General features: G+C 59.5%; 22 protein-coding genes and 1 tRNA gene. 15 read left to right on the top strand and 8 right to left on the bottom strand.

What is annotated here, in order from left to right; translation table 11 throughout:
* The first annotated feature begins 63 nt into the window (after positions 1–63).
* From RT21_RS16895 to RT21_RS16880, 4 genes are read left to right on the top strand one after another with little or no spacing between them, the layout of a single operon-like run.
* On the top strand, positions 64–1,074 hold the full coding sequence (locus tag RT21_RS16895) for an ABC transporter permease subunit (protein WP_045426583.1): 1,011 nt from the start codon (positions 64–66) through the stop codon (positions 1,072–1,074).
* A gap of 12 nt (positions 1,075–1,086) precedes the next feature.
* Entirely contained in the window at positions 1,087–1,998 is a 912-nt protein-coding gene (locus tag RT21_RS16890) for an ABC transporter permease subunit (RefSeq protein ID WP_046163640.1), read from the top strand.
* A gap of 52 nt (positions 1,999–2,050) precedes the next feature.
* Complete coding sequence (locus RT21_RS16885) at positions 2,051–3,079, top strand: ABC transporter ATP-binding protein (RefSeq protein ID WP_046163639.1); 1,029 nt, start codon at positions 2,051–2,053, stop codon at positions 3,077–3,079.
* Positions 3,069–4,082, top strand: coding sequence for a peptide ABC transporter ATP-binding protein (locus RT21_RS16880; RefSeq protein WP_046163638.1), 1,014 nt, complete (start codon positions 3,069–3,071; stop codon positions 4,080–4,082). Before RT21_RS16885 ends, RT21_RS16880 begins: the two co-directional genes overlap by 11 nt.
* 141 nt (positions 4,083–4,223) lie before the next feature.
* On the opposite strand, the gene RT21_RS16875 is transcribed toward RT21_RS16880, so the two are convergent.
* On the bottom strand, positions 4,224–4,496 hold the full coding sequence (locus RT21_RS16875; protein WP_046163637.1) for a DUF1652 domain-containing protein: 273 nt from the start codon (positions 4,494–4,496) through the stop codon (positions 4,224–4,226).
* 346 nt (positions 4,497–4,842) lie between these two features.
* A tRNA-Ser gene (locus RT21_RS16870) sits at positions 4,843–4,932 on the bottom strand.
* Between the two features lie 128 nt (positions 4,933–5,060).
* On the opposite strand from RT21_RS16870, the gene RT21_RS16865 reads away from it, so the two are divergent.
* The 7 genes from RT21_RS16865 (at position 5,061) to RT21_RS16835 (ending at position 9,263) form a co-directional block, all read left to right on the top strand.
* Positions 5,061–5,729, top strand: a complete 669-nt coding sequence (locus tag RT21_RS16865) for a Bax inhibitor-1/YccA family protein (protein ID WP_045426571.1) — start codon at positions 5,061–5,063, stop codon at positions 5,727–5,729.
* 88 nt (positions 5,730–5,817) lie between these two features.
* Positions 5,818–6,210 carry a sulfurtransferase complex subunit TusD gene (gene tusD / locus RT21_RS16860; RefSeq protein WP_046163636.1) on the top strand — a complete coding sequence of 131 codons (393 nt, stop codon included), beginning with the start codon at positions 5,818–5,820 and terminating at the stop codon, positions 6,208–6,210.
* Entirely contained in the window at positions 6,210–6,569 is a 360-nt protein-coding gene (gene tusC, locus RT21_RS16855; protein ID WP_046163635.1) for a sulfurtransferase complex subunit TusC, read from the top strand. The genes tusD and tusC overlap by 1 nt, the downstream gene beginning before the upstream one ends.
* Positions 6,569–6,871 carry a sulfurtransferase complex subunit TusB gene (tusB, locus tag RT21_RS16850; RefSeq protein ID WP_046163634.1) on the top strand — a complete coding sequence of 101 codons (303 nt, stop codon included), beginning with the start codon at positions 6,569–6,571 and terminating at the stop codon, positions 6,869–6,871. Before tusC ends, tusB begins: the two co-directional genes overlap by 1 nt.
* Positions 6,868–7,203, top strand: a complete 336-nt coding sequence (locus tag RT21_RS16845) for a TusE/DsrC/DsvC family sulfur relay protein (protein WP_046163633.1) — start codon at positions 6,868–6,870, stop codon at positions 7,201–7,203. Before tusB ends, RT21_RS16845 begins: the two co-directional genes overlap by 4 nt.
* The gene (locus RT21_RS16840) at positions 7,200–8,180 is read left to right on the top strand and encodes a glycosyl transferase family protein (RefSeq protein ID WP_046163632.1); all 981 of its coding nucleotides are present in this window, start codon (positions 7,200–7,202) and stop codon (positions 8,178–8,180) included. Before RT21_RS16845 ends, RT21_RS16840 begins: the two co-directional genes overlap by 4 nt.
* An 84-nt stretch (positions 8,181–8,264) precedes the next feature.
* On the top strand, positions 8,265–9,263 hold the full coding sequence (locus RT21_RS16835) for a glutathione S-transferase family protein (protein WP_046163631.1): 999 nt from the start codon (positions 8,265–8,267) through the stop codon (positions 9,261–9,263).
* A 30-nt stretch (positions 9,264–9,293) separates the two neighbouring features.
* Here the strand turns inward: RT21_RS16835 and cysG are convergent, their stop codons facing one another.
* The 6 genes from cysG to ftsK form a co-directional block, all read right to left on the bottom strand.
* Positions 9,294–10,691, bottom strand: a complete 1,398-nt coding sequence (gene cysG, locus RT21_RS16830) for a siroheme synthase CysG (protein WP_046163630.1) — start codon at positions 10,689–10,691, stop codon at positions 9,294–9,296.
* 159 nt (positions 10,692–10,850) lie between these two features.
* Positions 10,851–12,131, bottom strand: coding sequence for a serine--tRNA ligase (serS, locus tag RT21_RS16825; RefSeq protein WP_046163629.1), 1,281 nt, complete (start codon positions 12,129–12,131; stop codon positions 10,851–10,853).
* Positions 12,132–12,200: 69 nt separating this feature from the next.
* Complete coding sequence (gene crcB / locus RT21_RS16820; protein ID WP_046163628.1) at positions 12,201–12,575, bottom strand: fluoride efflux transporter CrcB; 375 nt, start codon at positions 12,573–12,575, stop codon at positions 12,201–12,203.
* Complete coding sequence (locus RT21_RS16815; protein ID WP_046163627.1) at positions 12,572–13,897, bottom strand: replication-associated recombination protein A; 1,326 nt, start codon at positions 13,895–13,897, stop codon at positions 12,572–12,574. Before RT21_RS16815 ends, crcB begins: the two co-directional genes overlap by 4 nt.
* Before the next feature lie 75 nt (positions 13,898–13,972).
* Positions 13,973–14,599: an outer membrane lipoprotein periplasmic chaperone LolA gene (gene lolA / locus RT21_RS16810; RefSeq protein ID WP_046163626.1), complete on the bottom strand. Its 627-nt coding sequence runs from the start codon at positions 14,597–14,599 to the stop codon at positions 13,973–13,975.
* 15 nt (positions 14,600–14,614) lie between these two features.
* Positions 14,615–17,017: a DNA translocase FtsK gene (ftsK, locus tag RT21_RS16805; protein ID WP_177327101.1), complete on the bottom strand. Its 2,403-nt coding sequence runs from the start codon at positions 17,015–17,017 to the stop codon at positions 14,615–14,617.
* Positions 17,018–17,230: 213 nt separating this feature from the next.
* On the opposite strand from ftsK, the gene trxB reads away from it, so the two are divergent.
* From trxB to infA, 4 genes are all read left to right on the top strand, one after another.
* On the top strand, positions 17,231–18,178 hold the full coding sequence (gene trxB / locus RT21_RS16800; RefSeq protein ID WP_046163625.1) for a thioredoxin-disulfide reductase: 948 nt from the start codon (positions 17,231–17,233) through the stop codon (positions 18,176–18,178).
* 44 nt (positions 18,179–18,222) lie between these two features.
* On the top strand, positions 18,223–18,903 hold the full coding sequence (gene aat / locus RT21_RS16795) for a leucyl/phenylalanyl-tRNA--protein transferase (RefSeq protein ID WP_046163624.1): 681 nt from the start codon (positions 18,223–18,225) through the stop codon (positions 18,901–18,903).
* A gap of 52 nt (positions 18,904–18,955) precedes the next feature.
* Positions 18,956–19,663 (top strand): arginyltransferase, encoded by a 708-nt coding sequence (locus tag RT21_RS16790; protein WP_046163623.1) that lies wholly within the window; start codon positions 18,956–18,958, stop codon positions 19,661–19,663.
* A gap of 99 nt (positions 19,664–19,762) precedes the next feature.
* On the top strand, positions 19,763–19,981 hold the full coding sequence (gene infA, locus RT21_RS16785) for a translation initiation factor IF-1 (protein WP_002553999.1): 219 nt from the start codon (positions 19,763–19,765) through the stop codon (positions 19,979–19,981).
* Positions 19,982–20,062 lie beyond the last annotated feature (81 nt).

The raw sequence follows: 20,062 nt of genomic DNA, 5'->3' as shown, positions 1-20,062 counted from the left end.
AACTTGAGTACGGCGATCGAGGCTGTGCTGTCGCGTTGCCATAGTTTTACCAGGAGTTCTGCAATGTTCAGCTTCATAGCCCGCCGCGTGGGTCTGCTGATACCCACCTTTTTCGGCATCACGCTACTCACCTTTGCCCTGATTCGCATGATCCCCGGGGATCCGGTGGAAGTGATGATGGGAGAGCGAAAAGTCGATCCGGAGATGCATGCCCAGGCCATGGAGCGGCTGGGTCTGAACAAGCCACTCTACCTGCAGTATTTCGATTACATCGGCAATCTGGCGCAAGGTGATCTTGGCGAGTCGCTGCGTACACGCACCAGCGTCTGGAAAGAGTTCACTACCCTGTTTCCCGCCACCCTTGAGCTTGCCTTCGCGGCACTGATCATCGCTGGCACCCTGGGTCTGCTGGCTGGCGTGGTCGCCGCACTGAAACGCGGCTCGCTGTTCGACCATGGCGTCATGGGCGTTTCGCTGGTGGGTTACTCAATGCCGATCTTCTGGTGGGGGCTGATTCTCATCATGTTTTTCTCCGTAGGCCTTGGCTGGACGCCTGTTTCGGGGCGAATCGACCTGCTCTACGACGTACCGCCCGTCACCGGCTTCATGCTGATCGACACCCTGCTTAGCGAAGAAGAAGGCGCATTTCTGGACGCTCTTCACCACATGATTCTCCCGGCAGTGGTGCTGGCGACGATTCCCCTGGCGGTCATCGCCCGCATGACGCGCTCGGCGATGCTCGAAGTGCTGCGCGAAGATTATGTCCGCACGGCTCGGGCGAAAGGTTTATCGCCGAACCGAGTGGTGTTCGTTCATGGGCTGCGCAACGCGCTGATCCCCGTCCTGACCGTGTTCGGCTTGCAGATCGGCACCCTGCTGGCCGGAGCCGTACTGACCGAGACCATCTTCTCCTGGCCGGGCATCGGCAAGTGGCTGATCGAATCCATTGGCGCCCGCGACTACCCAGTAGTGCAGAACGGCATCTTGCTGGTCGCCTGCCTCGTCATCCTGGTCAATTTCACCGTGGACATCCTCTACGGCCTGGCCAACCCCCGTATTCGCCACCAGCGCTAAGGAGGCCGAAGCATGAACAGCATCGAGACCCTGCCGGCCGCCGAACCGACTGCTTATTACCCGTCACCCCTTCGGGAGTTCTGGAGTGCCTTTCGCCGCAACAAAGGCGCACTGGGTGGCCTGATCTTTATGGTGTTGCTGGTTGCCTGCGCCCTGTTCGCACCGGCTTTGGCGCCCTACAACCCCAGCGAACAATTTCGCGACTTTTTGCTCACCCCGCCAGCATGGCAGGAAGGCGGGACGGCGCAATTCATACTTGGCACCGACGAGCTCGGGCGGGACATGCTTTCGCGGCTGATCCACGGGGCGCGGCTGTCGCTGCTGATCGGCCTCGCTTCGGTCGTCTTTTCACTGCTGCCCGGCATCCTGCTCGGCCTGCTGGCAGGCTTTTCACCTACTCGGCTGGGGCCGTTCATCATGCGCTTGATGGACATCATGCTGGCCCTGCCCTCGCTGCTGTTGGCGGTAGCGATCGTGGCGATCCTCGGCCCAGGTTTGATCAATACCATCTTCGCCATCGCCATCGTCTCCCTGCCCTCCTACGTGCGGCTGACCCGGGCGGCGGTGATGACAGAACTCAACCGCGACTACGTGACAGCCTCGAAACTGGCCGGCGCCGGCACCTTGCGCTTGATGTTTATCAGCGTATTGCCGAACTGCATGGCGCCGCTGATCGTCCAGGCCACGCTCAGTTTTTCCTCAGCGATTCTCGACGCCGCCGCGCTGGGCTTTCTAGGCCTCGGGGTGCAGCCGCCTACGCCGGAATGGGGAACGATGCTGGCCTCTGCGCGTGACTATATCGAGCGCGCCTGGTGGGTCGTATCCCTCCCAGGCTTGGCGATCCTGCTCAGCGTTCTGGCCATCAACCTCTTCGGTGACGGGCTTCGCGATGCGCTTGATCCCAAGCTTAAGAATGCCGCGTGAGGGGTCCACAGATGCTTCGTTCAGAACTTACGGACACAAGGGACAACCGCCCATGAGCCTCCTCGAGATTCAAAACCTGTCGGTGCGCTTTGGAGACGACGGCGCGCCACCTGTAGTGGACGGGCTAGACCTCAGCGTCGACAAAGGTGAAGTGCTGGCCATCGTCGGTGAGTCCGGCTCTGGCAAGTCAGTCACGATGATGGCCTTGATGGGACTGGTCGATGCGCCGGGCAAAGTGGCGGCTGATCGCCTCCAGTTCGCTGGCCAGGATTTGTTGACTCTCAAGGGGCGCCAGCGCCGTCGAGTGATCGGCAAGGATTTGGCCATGGTCTTTCAGGACCCGATGACCGCGCTCAATCCCAGCTACACCGTGGGTTTCCAGATTGAAGAGGTGCTGCGACAGCATCTGGGCCTCAAGGGCAAAGCCGCTCGGCAGCGAGCACTCGAGCTGCTCGAGCGGGTTGAGATCCCCGGCGCCGCCAGCCGTCTGGACGCCTTCCCCCATCAGCTGTCCGGCGGCATGAGCCAGCGGGTGGCTATCGCCATGGCTATCGCAGGCGAGCCACAGCTGTTGATCGCCGACGAGCCGACCACAGCGCTCGATGTCACCATTCAGGCACAAATCATGGACCTGTTGCTGAGTCTGCAGCGCGACCAGAACATGGCACTCATCCTGATCACTCACGACCTGGCTGTGGTAGCCGAAACCGCTCAGCGCGTCTGTGTGATGTATGCGGGCCAAGCGGTCGAGACCGGGCGCGTACCAGAGCTGTTTGACGCACCCGCTCATCCGTACACCGAAGCGTTGCTCGCCTCCATACCAGAACATTCGAATAGCCGGCGTCTTGCGACCTTGCCGGGCATCGTCCCAGGTCGATACGACCGCCCGGCGGGCTGCCTGCTCTCGCCACGTTGCCCTTACGCTCAACCACGCTGCGGAGAACGACCGGCACTGGAACCCTACGACCGCGGCGAGGTGCGCTGCTTTTACCCGCGCAACATGACACCTGGCGAAGCACCTGAAGTGCTGCCGGAGTCGCAACGACCTATTCAGCCACCCGGAGAACACCATGCCTACTGAGCCGTCGACAGGCAGCGTGCTGTCCGCACGCGAGCTGACCCGCCACTACCAAATCTCACGTGGGCTGTTCAAACCACACGCCACCGTACGCGCGCTCAACGGCGTGTCCTTCGAACTGGCGTCCGGCGAAACGCTTGCGGTGGTGGGCGAATCCGGCTGCGGCAAGTCCACGCTTGCACGGGCTTTGACACTCATCGAGGAGCCGACGTCCGGATCGCTGCAGATTGCCGGGCAGGAAGTGGCAGGCGCAGACAAGGCTCAACGCAAACAGCTACGCCGCGACGTGCAGATGGTCTTCCAGAATCCCTATGCCTCGTTGAACCCAAGGCAGAAGATCGGCGACCAGTTGGCTGAGCCGCTTGTTATCAATACCGGGCTGTCACGCAGCGAACGCCGGGAGCGCGTGCAGGCGATGATGCAGCAGGTCGGGCTGCGTCCCGAGCACTACCAGCGCTATCCGCATATGTTCTCCGGCGGCCAGCGCCAGCGCATCGCCCTTGCGCGGGCCATGATGCTCAATCCGAAGGTGCTGATTGCCGACGAGCCGACTTCGGCGCTGGATGTGTCGATTCAAGCGCAGGTGCTGAACCTCTTCATGGATCTGCAGGAGCAGTTCAACGCCGGCTATGTCTTCATTTCTCACGATCTGGCCGTGGTACGTCACGTCGCGGACAAGGTATTGGTGATGTATTTCGGCAGCCCGATGGAAATGGGGCCAGCCGAGCTGATCTACACCCGCCCGCTACACCCCTACACTCAGGTGCTGCTGGCCGCGACGCCAAGCATTCGGCCTGACTTGACGAAGCCGAAAATCAAGGTCAGCGGCGAACTGCCCAACCCGCTCGACCCACCTACCGGCTGCGTTTTCCATACCCGCTGCCCTCACGCCACCGAACGCTGCAGTTCAGAAGTCCCGGCATTCCGCCCTTTGGACGACAGGCTGGTGGCCTGCCACTACGCCGAGGAGGTGGGCTCGGTACCCCAAACCGCTTCGGTAGCCTGAGGCGAGTCAAACCCGCGAGTTGCTTCATGAACTCAAACGAAAAAGGCCCCAGAACATGGGGCCTTTCTACTTGAGAGTGGCAGGGTCAGTGAGATTCGACGCCGCCGCCTATCTTGGATGACGCCTTAGACAAACGTTCAGCTAAATGGCGATTTGTCGTTCTCTCAAGCGCTCGAGCAGAGCCGGCCGTAGTGCAATGACGTCGAGTTCGATCACGCTAATCAACCCTGCTAATTGCGCTCGCGTAACCGATACGCCACACGGGAGCCCGGTCAAGACCAACGACTCCCCTGTCAACTCATCCAGCAGCATCGCCTGGATGGTCTGAGGAGAATCCATTGAGGCCGTGAACAACAGCGGCCTGAAGTGTTCCTGCACGAGCGCCAAAGCCTCGGGCAGCCTAATCCGGATCATCTGACAATTCCTTTTGTCCGAGCGGAAATTTTAGTTACCAAGCGCACCCATCGCTCGCCAAAGAAACGCCAACCACCTCACGTTTAAGCACGGGGTCACGTCAATCGTTGGGCAGAGGCCACGAGCTCGCTCAAATTATCCCATCTGAAGGGTTCACGCAGTGCGCCATCACTCAACGCCTCACACACTAGCTGGGGCAGGCGAAAATCGCGGCTTTGGCGTCTTAGGTCGGCTTTCGTCCTGCCGCACTCGCTCCCTTGGGACCAATCTGGGAACGCTTACACAGCCGTTCCCGTACCCCAGAAACGCTGAAGGCCCCGTAATACGGGGCCTTCAGTTCGTGATATGGCGGAGGAGGTGAGATTCGAACTCACGGAAGAGTTTCCCCTTCGACGGTTTTCAAGACCGTTGCATTCAACCGCTCTGCCACTCCTCCGCAGAGAGCGGGCGCAATAGTACCCGAACGAAACAGTCTGTCAAACACTGTCGTTAGGAGGAAACAAAAGCTCTGCTATGATCCGGGGCAATTCACCTTAGGCTGAATACATCTACAGGAGTGTCGCCATGCTCAAGCAACAGTACGCACCTACGCATACGCAGGTTGAACAGAAGGAAGTCAGCCGCGTTCTGCGCAACACCTACGGCCTGCTGGCCATCACCCTGGGCTTCAGCGCCTTCGTCGCCTACATGGCGATGCAAGCCAACGCAGCCTACCCGAACATCTTCGTGGTGCTGATCGGCTTCTACGGCCTGTTCTTCCTGACCGTGAAGCTGCGCAATTCCGCGTGGGGTCTGCTTTCGACTTTCGCCTTGACCGGTTTCATGGGTTACACGCTGGGGCCGATCCTCAATATGTACCTGGGCACTGCCAACGGTGGTGAACTGATTGCCTCGGCGCTGTCGATGACCGCTCTGGTGTTCTTTGGCCTGTCGGCGTTCGTGCTGATCACCCGTAAGGACATGAGCTTCCTCAGCGGTTTCATCACCGCTGGTTTCTTCGTCCTGCTCGGCGCAATGGTCGCTGGTTTCTTCTTCGAGATCAGTGGTCTGCAGCTGGCAATCAGCGCAGGCTTCGTGCTGTTCTCGTCGGTGTGCATCCTTTACCAGACCAGCGCCATCATTCATGGCGGCGAGCGTAACTACATCATGGCCACCATCGGTCTGTACGTTTCGCTGTACAACCTGTTCATCAGCCTGCTGCAGCTGATGGGCATCATGGGTGGCGACGACTGATCAGTACCCATCGAATCAGCCCGCTTCGGCGGGCTTTTTCGTTTCTAAAGCTGGCGTATCATGTCAGGCAGTCATGCAACGGTGGCCCATGAAATTCGCAATTGCTCTGTTTTCCCCTGCCCACTCCCCCGCCTCACGCCGCGCCTTGCGTTTCACCGAGGCGGTGCTGGCGGGCGGGCACGAGGTTGTCCGGCTGTTCCTTTATCAGGATGGTGTACACAGCGCGTCGGCCAACACAGTGACCGCGCAAGACGAACTGGATATCGCAGAGCAATGGCGTCAACTCATCAGTTTCCACGGGCTCGACGGTGTGGTCTGCATCGCCGCGGGTCTGCGCCGTGGCGTACTGGATGAACAAGAAGCCAAACGCCACCAGCGCCCTGCAGCGAACCTTGCAGCGGGTTGGGAGCTGTCCGGTCTGGGGCAGCTGCACGAAGCCAGCCAGCACGCCGACCGCCTGGTCTGCTTTGGAGGCCACTGATGGCGCGCTCGATGCTCATCATCACGCGGCAGTCGCCCTGGTCCGGTCCTTCCGCACGCGAGGCACTGGATATCGTTCTGGCCGGCGGCGCGTTCGAATTGCCACTCGGGCTGTTGTTTCTCGATGATGGGGTGTTTCAGCTAGCGCCTGCTCAGAAGGCCACTCAGCTGCAGCAAAAGGACCTGACGGCCAATCTGCAGGCACTTCCCATGTTTGGCATCGACGCGCTGTACGCGGCCAAGCGCAGCCTCAGCGAGCGCGGGCTGGATGAGGCCACGCTGTCGCTGCCGGTAGAGTTATTGGACGATGCCGGCCTACGCGCCCTTATTAACCGCTACGACCATGTGATCACGCTCTGATGGCAACTCTCCACCTGCTTTCACACTCCCCGTTTGCAGATAGCCGCCTGGCCAGCTGCTTGCATCTGGTCACTGCCGACGATGCGCTGTTGCTTTGTGGGGATGCGGTATATGCACTGAAGGACGGCACCGCCCAGCGGAAAGCGTTGGATCTGATGCCCGAGAGCATCGCGCTGTTTGCGCTGGACGAAGACGTGACCGCCCGTGGCATCAACTCCCTGCCGTCGCGCCTGCAGCAGGTCGACTATGACGGCTTCGTCGAGCTCTGCTGTCGTTATGACCGGACCAATTCTTGGCTATGAACGGGCTGATCATCAATGGCATAAGCGTTGCTGTGGATCAGGAAGGCTTCTTGGTTGATCTCAACGATTGGAGCGAGCCGGTCGCAAAAGCACTGGCGAACGCTGAAGGGATCACCCTCCAAGCCGAACACTGGGAAATTCTCCGGGTGCTGCGCGAGTTTTATCAGGAGTTTCAGCTGTCGCCCGCAACGCGTCCGCTGATCAAGTACACCGCATTGAAACTTGGCCCGGAAAAGGGCAACAGCATGCATCTGAACCGCCTATTCAAAGGCACCCCTGCCAAGCTGGCTGCAAAGCTGGCAGGCCTGCCGAAACCGAGCAATTGCATATGAGCCTGGTCACCCCTGCCGAACATCCTTTCGCCGTCTTCGTCCGCATTCTCGGCAAAGGCAAGCGCGGCGCCCGTGACTTGACCCGCGAAGAAGCGCGCGAAGCCATGGGCATGCTGCTTGACGGGAAGGCGGAAGACACGCAGCTCGGCGCTTTTCTCATGCTGTTACGGCACAAGGAAGAAAGTGCCGAAGAACTGGCGGGTTTCACCGAAGCCGTGCGCGAGCGCCTGCAAGCGCCAGCAATCGCGGTGGATATTGATTGGCCAAGCTATGCCGGCAAGAAGCGTCATCTGCCCTGGTATTTGCTTGCTGCAAAATGCCTGGCACACAACGGCATTCGGATTCTGATGCATGGCGGTGGCGCACACACCGCAGGTCGGATGTATACCGAGCAGCAGCTCGAGCTATTAGGTATCGCTAGTTGCCGCGACTGGGCTGAAACTGCCAATGCTCTGGATAAAGACAACCTCGCTTTCATGCCACTCGGTGCTTGGATGCCGGAGCTTCAGCGCATGATCGATCAGCGCAACATTCTCGGCCTGCGTTCCCCTATCCATTCGCTGGCTCGCATCCTCAATCCACTGAGTGCCCGCTGCGGACTGCAGAGCATCTTCCACCCGGGCTATCAGGCAAATCACAGGGAAGCCAGTCGGCTGCTGGGCGATACCTCAATAGTGATTAAGGGCGAAGGGGGCGAGATCGAGGTCAACCCCGATGGCGTTGCGCACCTGTACGGTACCCAGGCGGGCGAGTATTGGGACGAAGACTGGCCGGCGCTTTCGCCGCAACGTCACGTCAAACCTGCGCAGCTCGATCCGCAGCATCTGGTTGCTGTCTGGCAAGGTGCCGAAGATGCCTACGGCGAGCTTGCAGTCGTTGCGACGATGGCCTTGGCACTCCGAGGCCTCGACCACCCGCGTGAAGCAGCGTTCGATCAGGCTCGTGAGTTCTGGGCGCATCGGAATCTATCGACCTGAACGATTGGTTTGACCGGGCTTTACGACTCATCAATCGAGCCATGACACCTACACTGTTTTTAATTCGAAACCGTGGAGGTGAGCATGGGACTTCTGGTCGACGGCCAGTGGCAAGACCGCTGGTACGAAAACAGTAACGATGGAGAATTCCAGCGAGAGCAGGCCCAACGGCGAGACTGGGTCACCACGGACGGTTCGCCAGGGCCTGATAACCGCCCCGCCGTTCAGGCACAAGCAGGTCGCTATCATCTCTATGTATCGCTGGCCTGCCCCTGGGCTCATCGCACCCTGATTTATCGCAAACTCAAACAGCTCGAGCCGTTGATCGACGTTTCGGTGGTCAGCTGGCTGATGGCGGAGCACGGCTGGACATTCGACAAGCAACGCGGCTCGACTGGTGATGCGCTGGATGGCCTGAGCTATCTGCATCAGCGCTATACCGCTGATGACGCTCAGTACACCGGCCGTGTGACGGTTCCGGTGCTTTGGGATAAGCAGGAGCAACGCATCGTCAACAACGAATCGGCCGAGCTCATTCGCATCTTCAACGGCGCTTTCGATGATCTGACTGGCTCGAGGCTGGATCTCTACCCAGAGCCGCTACGTGCCGAGATCGACGTCCTCAACGAGCGCATCTATCCACGCGTCAACAATGGCGTCTACCGGGCCGGGTTTGCGTCAACGCAGAAGGCCTACGAAGCAGCATTCGATGAATTGTTCGCCGAGCTCGATAGGCTCGAACAGCGGCTCAACGAGCATCGCTACCTGACCGGCGAATACCTGACGGAGGCGGATTGGCGTCTGTTCACCACCATCGTTCGCTTCGATGCCGTCTACCACGGTCACTTCAAATGCAACTTGAGACGGATCGAAGACTATCCCAACCTTTCGAGCTGGCTACGAGAGCTGTACCAGTGGCCGGGGATTGCCGAGACCGTCGACTTCACCCACATCAAGCACCACTACTACGCCAGTCACCGGCATATCAACGGCAATGGCATCGTACCCAAAGGCCCGGAGCAGTCGCTGGACCGCGCCCATGATAGGGATCGCCTGGCCGGAAAGGGCATCTGGTCGCGCTAAGGCCGCGACCGTCTCGGACGGCCGCGATAGTTACCTGTCGCGGTTCTGTGCGCCTTCGAACCATGCAAGTTTTTCGCGTAACTGCACCACCTCGCCAATGATGACGAGCGTTGGCGCCTGCACCTGTTCGTTGGCCACTCGCTCGGCCAGGTTGGCGAGCGTTCCGGTAAACACTCGTTGGTTGATCGTCGTTCCCTGCTGGACCAAGGCAGCAGGGGTATCGGCAGCGCGACCGTGTGCGATCAGCTGTTGGCAGATAACCGGCAGACCGACCAGCCCCATATAGAACACCAGCGTTTGGCTGGGCGCGACCAGTTCTGACCACGGCAAATCGCAACTTCCATCCTTCAAATGCCCCGTCACGAAGCGTACCGACTGAGCATGATCACGATGGGTCAGCGGAATACCGGCATAGGCCGCGCAGCCACTGGCCGCGGTGATCCCGGGGACGACCTGGAACGGCACGTCGTGCGCCGCCAGTTCTTCGATCTCTTCGCCGCCTCGCCCGAATATGAACGGATCGCCACCTTTGAGCCGCAACACGCGCTTGCCTTCTTTGGCCAGGGTTACCAGCAACTGGTTGATCTGATCCTGCGGCACCGCATGCGCTGCGCGCTGTTTACCGACATAGATGCGATCGGCATCGCGCCGGCACAGGTCGAGGATAGCGGGCGCTACCAAGCGGTCGTAGAGGACCACGTCGGCCTGCTGCATCAGGCGCAGGGCACGGAAGGTCAGCAGATCAGGATCGCCCGGTCCGGCACCGACCAGATAGACCTCGCCCAGGGTTTTCGGCTCCGCACCGGACAGCTTTTCCTCCAAGAGCCGCTCGGCCTCTTGCGCCTGACCAGCGAGCGCACGCTCCGCGACGCTGCCCTGGAAGACTTCTTCCCAGAACACACGCCGCTGCTGTACGTCTGCAAATTTGGCCTTGACCTGGCTGCGGAATTTCTTCGCCAGGCCTGCCAATTCGCCATAGACCGCTGGCACCCAGGTCTCGATGCGCGCGCGCATGAGGCGCGCCAGCACGGGAGCATCACCACCGCTGGAAACAGCGATCATCAGCGGCGAGCGGTCAACAATGGCCGGAAAAATCACCGTACACAGCTGCGGCGAATCCACCACGTTAACCGGCATGCCAAGCGCCTTGGCGTCTTCGGATACCTGCTCATTCAGCGGCTCGTCATCGGTCGCAGCGATCGCCAACACGCAGCCTGACAGGTCGCCAGCGAGATAACCTCGAAGGATTGTCTGTCCGCCGCCTTGCGCTACCAGCTCGCTCAACTGCGCCTCTACTTCCGGGGCGACAACCCGCAGCACGGCGCCCGCTTCTGACAACAAACGAGCCTTGCGCAGCGCAATCTCCCCACCGCCGACGACCAGTACCGGACGGCCCTTCAGATTGTGGAAAAGCGGCAAAAAATCCATGGACCAGTCCTGGTGACAATATGAGATATAGCCATCTCAAACCTTACGGCTGTGATGGCCCTTGTCGAGAATCAAGAGAGTCCGGATGGTCGTTCGGCCATTTCCCTGCGAGGCACATCACCCGGCTCTCTGCACCTGCATCGGCACACTATCGCCGGATCAACCGATCACTTCGATACCGCCCATGTAGGGCTTGAGTGCCGCCGGCACACGGATGCTGCCATCGGCCTGCTGGTAATTTTCCAGCACTGCGACCAGCGTACGACCTACGGCCAGCCCGGAGCCATTCAGCGTATGGACCAGTTCGGGCTTGCCCGTTTCCGGATTGCGGTAGCGTGCCTGCATACGGCGCGCCTGAAAGTCGCCGCAGTTGGAGCAGGAGGAGATTTCACGATACTTGTCCTGACTCGGCACCCAGACTTCGAGATCGTAGGTCTTAGTCGCACCGAAGCCCATGTCACCCGTGCACAGGGCCAAAACGCGATACGGCAGTTCCAGCAGCTGCAGTACCTTCTCGGCGTTGGCCGTCAAGCCTTCCAGCGCTTCGAACGACTGACCCGGCTCGACGATCTGAACCATCTCGACCTTGTCGAACTGGTGCTGACGGATCATCCCGCGGGTGTCACGGCCAGAAGCGCCCGCTTCGCTGCGGAAACACGGCGTATGCGCGACGAATTTCAACGGCAGCTGCTTGGCATCCAGAATCTCGCCGGCAACGATGTTGGTCAGCGAGACCTCGGCGGTGGGAATCAGATAAAGGTCAGCTTCGTTCTCACGGCTGATCTTGAACAGGTCCTCTTCGAACTTCGGAAGCTGGCCGGTGCCTTGCAGCGCCGGGGCCTGGACCAGATACGGCGTGTACGCCTCTTCGTATCCGTGCTCGCGGGTGTGCAGATCCAGCATGAACTGCGCCAGGGCGCGATGCAGACGGGCGATCGGCCCGCGCATCAGCGCAAAGCGCGCACCGGATAGCTTGGCCGCGGTCTCGAAGTCGAGCCAGCCGTGCTGCTCGCCCAATGCGACGTGGTCTTTCACTTCGAAGTCGAAAGTCTTGGGCGCACCCCAGCGACGAACTTCGACGTTCTCATCTTCATCTTTGCCCACTGGAACCGATTCGTGCGGCAGGTTCGGCAGGCTCAGCATCAACTGATCCAGCTCGCTCTGGATGCCTTCCAGCTCGACCTTTCCGGCTTCGAGTTCTGAGCCCATACGGTCGACATCGGCGAGCAACGGCGCAATGTCCTCACCACGCTGTTTGGCCTGCCCGATGGATTTGGAGCGAGCGTTGCGCTCGGCCTGAAGTTGCTCGGTACGGGTCTGCACGGTCTTGCGCTGGGCCTCCAGCGCCTCGATACGCGCCACATCCAGCTGGTAGCCGCGGGTCGCGAGGCGGTCGGCCACGTCTTGCAGCTGTGTGCGTACCAGTTTCGAATCAAGCATGGTGGGTCTCGTCTATGGAAGCTTTGAGGAAAGGCCAAGAAGCGAAGTTTACTGTGATCCAGGCCAGGTTCATAACCTGCCAAGCGTAAGTCCGAGCCAGGCGGCCAACAGACCACCGAGCACACTCACGCCTATGTAACCGAAGGCTGTCGCGGGCTGGCCGCTTTCCAGCAGTCGCAAACCGTCCAGCGAGAAGCTGGAAAACGTCGTTAACGCACCGAGAAAGCCAACGATCAACCCGCTGCGCATCTCCGGGGACAGTTCGGGACGGTGCAGAAAAGAGGCGTACAGATAGCCAATTAGCAAACAGCCAAGCAGATTCACTGCGAGGGTTGCGAAGAAAAAGTGCCTAGGCCACTGAGTGGAGACCCATGTCGAGACGCCGAATCTGATCAGCGTACCTACAACACCGCCGGCGGCCACGGCCAGAACCATGCGAATCATGTTTTTCTCCGCTGCCGCGGGCTTTGCTGATCGAGACGCGCCAGATGCTCAAGTTTGTCGCGGATTTTGCTCTCCAGACCACGCGGTACGGGGTCGTAATAGTGGCGCGGCTCTATTGCTTCTGGAAAATAGTCCTCACCCGCAGCGTAGGCGTCAGGCTCATCATGGGCGTAGCGATATTCGTTGCCGTAGCCCAGCTCTTTCATCAGCCGGGTCGGCGCATTACGCAGGTGCATGGGAACCTCCGCCGAGCCGTTTTCCCGAACGTCCCGCATCGCTGCATTGAAGGCGCTGTAGACCGCGTTGCTCTTCGGCGCACAAGCAAGGTAGACGATCGCCTGGGCGACGGCCAATTCGCCCTCCGGACTTCCCAGCCGCTCCTGCACATCCCAGGCCGACAGACACAGGCTCAGCGCCCGAGGGTCGGCATTGCCAACTTCTTCGCTGGCCATGCGGACCACACGTCTGGCGATGTACAGCGGATCGCAACCACCGTCGATCATTCGTGCAAACCAGTACAACGAGGCATCCGGATTCGAACCGCGGACCGACTTATGCAAAGCCGATATCTGGTCGTAAAAGGCCTCCCCCCCCTTGTCGAAGCGCCGCCGGCTGTCGCCCAGCAGATCCTGCAGCAGCTCGACGCTGATCTCGCCGCCCTCTTCGGCGAGGTCCGAGGCGTTTTCCAGCAGGTTCAATAGCCGTCGCCCATCACCATCAGCAGCTGCCATGAGGATCTGAAAACTCTCATCCGGCAGGCTCAGATGGAGGTCGCCCAATCCCTTAGACTCGGTCAATGCGCGCGTGACCAGCCTGCGTAGCGCAGCCTCGTCGAGGCTCTTGAGCACATAGACCCGGGCACGCGACAACAAGGCATTGTTAAGCTCGAACGACGGGTTTTCGGTGGTGGCACCGATGAAAATCAGCGTGCCATCTTCAACGTAGGGTAAAAAAGCGTCCTGCTGAGACTTGTTGAAGCGATGCACCTCATCAACGAACAAGATCGTACGCCGTCCGTATTGGGCCGCTTGCTGCTTTGCAATCTCCACGGCCTGGCGAATCTCCTTGACGCCCGCCAACACCGCCGAGACGGTCTCGAAGTGCGCGTCAGACACTTTGGCCAGCAGGCGCGCTAGGGTGGTCTTGCCGACTCCCGGCGGCCCCCAGAAGACCATCGAGTGCAACGCACCCTGCTCCAGCGCCTCACGCAACGGTTTGCCACGCGCCAATAGGTGCTCCTGCCCGACATATTCGTCAAGGCTGGCGGCGCGCAGGCGTGCAGCTAGAGGTTGAGCGACAGGTTCACGGCTGAACAGGTCCATCGGCGACGGAAGCCTCTGATCCAAACGGCCTGCGGGAAAGCAGGCCGTGTGGGTAAACGGAAAAGCAAATGCCTGTTACTCGGAGATGACGTCGGCCCCATCGGGAACTTCGAAGGTGAACAGCTCGGCCTTGAGTGGCTGGTTCAACTTTACGCCTTGGAACAGGATGTTGGTGCGTTGGCCAACGCCGTCAACCATTTGCATGTCGTTGATCACGCCACCGCGAAATGACAGACGAAGGCTGTCGAACAGTGTGTCCTTGGCTTTCGGCTTGAGCGTGAAATCGACCACTTCCCCCGCCTCCTGGTGCGACACCTCGAAATTCTCATTGATTGCCGATACATCGCCCGATAACAGCAATGCCGGGGTATGGGTCAAGCGCTGGTCCAGTGTCTGGATGGTGACTTGCTCGAGATCCGGGTCGTACAACCAGACTTTCTTACCGTTAGAAACCAGCAACTGCTCCATCGGTTCATCGGTATGCCAACGAAACTGGCCCGGGCGCTTGAGCGCCATTTCACCGGAGGTCTCCTGCAGCTGGGTTCCGGTGCCATCCAGAGACAGCTGGGAAAAGCGGCCGGTCAAGGTTTCTGCCTTCTGCAGCAGGCCGGTCAGGCGTTGCACAGAGGCGGCCTGGTCAGCGTGAGCCGGAACCAGTGTGAACAGCAGAGCGGATGCAAACAACGCACGAATCAATTGCATGAAGCCCTCGGCGACCTAGTCGCGGGTAGGAGGCGGCGCGAGCACTTCGCGCGAGCCGTTGGTGTTCATAGAGGTCACGACGCCCGCCATTTCCATGGATTCGATCATCCGTGCGGCGCGGTTGTAGCCGATCTTGAGCTTGCGCTGAACGGCAGAGATGGAAGCCCGGCGACTTTCAGTGACGAAGCGTACCGCCTCATCGTAAAGCGGATCGTCTTCACTGTCCTCACCGCTGCCGCCCTCGCTTCCACCATCGAAGCCGCTTCCCGAGTCTTCAACGCCGACCAGGATCTCTTCGATGTAATCCGGGGCACCGCGAGCCTTCCAGGCCTCGACAACACGATGCACCTCTTCATCGGAAACAAATGCGCCATGGACCCGAATTGGCAGACCAGTGCCCGGCGGCAAGTAAAGCATGTCGCCGTGGCCAAGCAGTTGTTCGGCACCGCCCTGGTCGAGAATGGTCCGCGAGTCGATTTTGCTTGATACCTGAAACGCCATCCGGGTTGGGATGTTGGCCTTGATCAGGCCGGTGATCACATCCACCGACGGCCGCTGGGTCGCCAGGATTAGATGGATACCTGCCGCCCGTGCCTTTTGGGCAATACGTGCAATCAGCTCTTCGACCTTCTTGCCGACGATCATCATCATGTCGGCGAATTCGTCCACCACGACGACAATGGTTGGCAGCTTCTTCAGGAGTGGCGCTTCGTCTTCCATGCTTTCGCGGCGATACAGCGGGTCGGTCAGCGGCGTACCGGCATCCTCCGCGTCCTTCACCTTACGGTTGAAGCCGGCCAGATTACGTACACCCATGGCCGCCATTAGCTTATAGCGGCGCTCCATTTCGGCGACGCTCCAGCGCAGCGCGTTGGCTGCTTCCTTCATGTCGGTCACGACCGGACACAACAGGTGCGGAATGCCTTCATAGATCGACAATTCAAGCATCTTCGGGTCGATCATGATCAACCGCGCGTCTTCCGGCGTGGACTTGAAAAGAATCGACAGGATCATCGCATTCACGCCGACCGACTTACCCGAACCGGTGGTACCGGCAACCAAGAGGTGCGGCATCTTTGCCAGATCAGCAATCACCGGCTTACCGCCGATGTCGTGGCCAAGCGCGATGGTGACTGGCGACTTGGCATCGTCGTAAGGCGCGGACGACAGTACCTCCGAGAATCGAACAATTTGCCGGTCCTCGTTGGGGATCTCGATACCGACGGTAGTCTTGCCGGGGATCACCTCAACAACGCGCACGCTGATAACCGCTAGCGAGCGGGCCAGATCCTTCGCCAAGTTGGAGATGCGGCTAACCTTGACCCCGGCGGCCGGCTGGATTTCGAAACGAGTGATCACCGGGCCCGGATGAACCGACTCGACGATTACCTCGACGCCAAACTCCTTCAGCTTGATTTCCAGCAACCGCGACATGGCTTCGAGCGATTCTGGTGAGTACTGCTTCTGGTGCTTTTCCGCCACGTCCAGCAACGACAACGGCGGGACGCTGCCTTCGATTAGCGGATCAACGAACAAATTGGCCTGCTTTTCCTTCAGCACTCGCTTGCTCTGCTCGACCGGCTTGGGCGGTGCAGCTGCAGGAATTACTGGAGGCGGGCGCTTGTCGCGCTCGCTCATGTGTTTGCTCAACGACTCCTCGCGCTCAAGCAGCCGTTCCTTGACCTTGGCGCGCTCTCGATGATCTGGGAGCGATCCGGCGACATCGTTTACCACATCATCGGCTTCGCGCAGCTGCGCAACAACTTGCTTACGCTCGTTACGAGCGGACCACCAGCGGCTAAAGAAACTCTGTATCAGCTCTACCAGGTCGAGCGTAATCTTGCCGGTCAGGTCCATCACCTTGAACCATGAAAGGTCCGTGAACACCGTCAAACCGAACAGGAAGAATGCCAGCAGCAGCAGCGTGCTGCCCTGAACGTTCAGCGCGGCCTCGGCGAGCTGTCCCAGGCTTTCGCCCAAAGCGCCGCCCGCCGAAGCAGGCAAACCATCCGCAAACTGAAAGTGAATATAGGCGAGCGCAGATCCGGAAAGAATCAGAAAGACGAGCCCGATCAGCCGCCAGGAAAACAGCCACCCGTTCCAGCTCCAGGGTTGGTGCCGTGCGCGAAAGACCTGCCAGGTCTTGACGCCTAGCAACAACGGAAACAGGAAAGCAAAGTAGCCGAGCGCCATGAACAGCACATCGGCAAACCAGGCGCCGGCACGGCCGGCGGCATTCTGGACCTGCTGGACGTTGCTGGTATGGGTCCAACCAGGATCGGAGGGATCGTAGGTAAGCAGCGCCATCCAGAGGTAGGCACAAAGCGCGCCGAGCGCGATCAGTGCCCCTTCTTTAAGGCGGTAATGCAACTGCTGTCGCCAGACGGAAGCTGGCGCGGTAGAGGAGGTATTCTTCAAAACGCTTTATTTCCTGCGCCCGCGGCGCGCTCTATGAACCGTAGTCAGCCTGAACCTGGACATTGTACGGGTTTGTCGATTCGATGGCATGCCGGTTCCGTGCCGGCTTGGGCTTTTGTCCGTGCTTCGGTGTAGCATAAACGCCAGTTTTTAAAACGTGACTCGACTGGAGCACGCTTCTCTATTGGTAACAAAGGCTTATGAGGGCTTTTTATGAATGAAGTCAAGCATTCACGTCTGATCATCCTCGGCTCGGGCCCGGCCGGTTATACCGCGGCCGTATACGCAGCCCGGGCCAACCTGAAACCGGTAATGATCACCGGCATTCAGCCCGGCGGCCAGCTGACAACCACCACTGAAGTCGACAACTGGCCAGGAGACGTCGAAGGTTTGACTGGCCCAGCGTTGATGGAGCGGATGCAGAAACACGCAGAGCGCTTCGACACCGAAGTCGTGTTCGACCATATCCACACAGCTGAACTGCAGCAGCGGCCCTTTATTCTCAAAGGCGATAGCGCAACCTACAGCTGCGATGCGTTGATCATCGCAACCGGAGCGTCCGCCCAGTATCTCGGCTTGCCCTCAGAGGAAGCGTTCGCCGGACGTGGCGTGTCGGCATGCGCCACCTGTGACGGGTTCTTCTACCGCAACCAGGTTGTGGCGGTGATCGGTGGCGGCAATACCGCTGTGGAAGAAGCGCTGTACCTCTCGAATATCGCCAAAGAAGTTCACTTGATCCACCGTCGCGACAAGCTTCGCTCCGAGAAGATTTTGCAGGACAAGGTCATGGAGAAGGCAGCCAACGGCAATATTCGCCTGCATTGGAACCACACGCTGGAAGAAGTGCTTGGTGATGCGAGTGGCGTAACAGGCGTAAGACTGAAGAGCACCGAATCCGGCGACGAGCGGAACCTTGAACTAGCAGGTGTCTTCATTGCTATCGGGCACAAGCCCAACACCGATCTTTTCCAAGGCCAACTTGAGATGAGAGACGGCTACCTCGTCATCAAGGGCGGCAACGAGGGAGATGCTACCAGCACCACCATCCCTGGCGTATTTGCTGCAGGCGATGTGGCCGATCACGTTTATCGCCAAGCCATCACTTCGGCCGGCGCCGGCTGCATGGCCGCGCTCGATGCCGAAAAGTTTCTGGACCTGTAACCCTTCTCCGGGCGGATGCCCCCATCCGCCCCGTGGCTATCGATATGCTGACCTGGCTGCAGCGCGACAACCTGTCGTTCCCCCCACTCGAAAAAGCCATGCGTGAGCCCAACGGGCTGCTCGCTGCAGGAGGCGATCTATCGCCTGAACGCTTGCTGGCGGCCTACCGTCATGGCTGCTTCCCTTGGTATCAGGAAGGACAGCCACTGCTCTGGTGGTCACCCGACCCACGCACAGTGCTCTATCCCGAAGAGCTGCATGTCGCCCGCAGCCTGCGCAAGAAGTTACGGCAAGGAACATTCAGCATCACCCTCGACCAAGCGTTTCGAGACGTCATCGAAGGTTGTGCCGGCCCGCGCAACTACACTGACGGCACATGGATCACCATGCCGATGCAAGACGCTTATCTGGAGCTGCATCGACTCGGCATCGCTCACTCAGTCGAAGTCTGGCAAGACGAACGGTTGGTCGGCGGCCTCTATGGCCTCGCAATGGGTCAACTATTCTTCGGCGAATCGATGTTCAGCCGTACGACCGACGCATCCAAGGCGGGATTTGTGGCACTAGTGGAACGTCTCAGAGACTGGGGATTCAAACTGATTGACTGCCAGATGCATACGCAACACCTGGCCAGTTTTGGCGCGAGACCCGTACCCAGGCAAACCTTCGCCAATACGCTCGCCAGCTATCTGGATGAACCCAGTACAGCCCGATGGGAGTCCTAGTCGACGAAGCCAAGCTGACCTACACTGACTTCAAGATTTTCGAGAGCTGACCATGACTTCACTGGCTCGTCTCAAGTTCTACGCCACCCAGCCTCACGCCTGCAGCTACCTGCCCGACGAACAGGCCACCACGCTCTTCCTCGACCCCAGCCAGCCGATGGACGTACAGGTGTACGCAGAGCTGTCCGAAATGGGCTTCCGCCGCAGCGGGGACCACCTCTACCGCCCGCATTGTCAACGTTGCACAGCATGCATCCCTGCGCGGATACCCGCCGACGGGTTACAGCTCAATCGGCAGCAGAAACGCATCCTCAAGCGCAACGCCGACCTGACTGTGAGCGACGTCCGCCCTTCGTTCAGCGAAGAGTACTACGCGCTCTACGCAAACTATATCGAACAGCGCCATGCAGACGGCGACATGTACCCGCCAAGCAGAGACCAGTTCCATACATTCCTGGTGCGTGATCTGCCCTTTTCTCGCTTTTACGAGTTCCGCCTGGAAGGCCGCCTGCTCGCTCTGGCAGTGACCGACCTGCTGCCCAATGGGCTTTCCGCCGTTTACACCTTTTACGACCCCAGCGAGGAACGCCGTAGCCTTGGTCGCTTTGCAATTCTTTGGCAGGTTGGTGAAGCTGCCCGCCTCGGGCTGAAAGCAATCTACCTAGGCTACTGGATCAAAAACTGCCGCAAAATGAACTACAAAACCGAATATAGGCCGATTGAACTGTTGGTTAACCAGCGCTGGATAACTCTAACCTGAGCCCTTGGCTCTCGGGGCCCTTTCAGGCACAATACTTGCCGCTTTTACCCGGGCATTCTTCGTACCGGGTCTATCATTGGACACCGAGGGTTTTACTGAATGTCGAAAGAAGACAGCTTCGAAATGGAAGGTACTGTCGTCGACACCCTGCCTAACACCATGTTTCGTGTGGAGTTGGAAAATGGGCACGTCGTTACTGCGCACATCTCCGGAAAGATGCGCAAGAACTACATCCGGATTCTTACCGGTGACAAGGTTCGCGTGGAACTTACGCCTTACGACCTGAGCAAAGGCCGCATCACCTACCGCGCCCGCTGACAGGACGCGAGCATGAACGCCCGGCATAGTCCGGGCTTTTTGTTTGTGCTCATGCCACGACCTTGATCATCTCAAGCGACA

The sequence above is a fragment of the Pseudomonas sp. 10B238 genome (genome assembly GCF_000970615.1).
Taxonomy (GTDB): domain Bacteria; phylum Pseudomonadota; class Gammaproteobacteria; order Pseudomonadales; family Pseudomonadaceae; genus Stutzerimonas.
The sequence above is the reverse complement of the archived record's forward strand: the minus strand, read 5'-3'. Positions and strand labels throughout refer to the sequence as shown.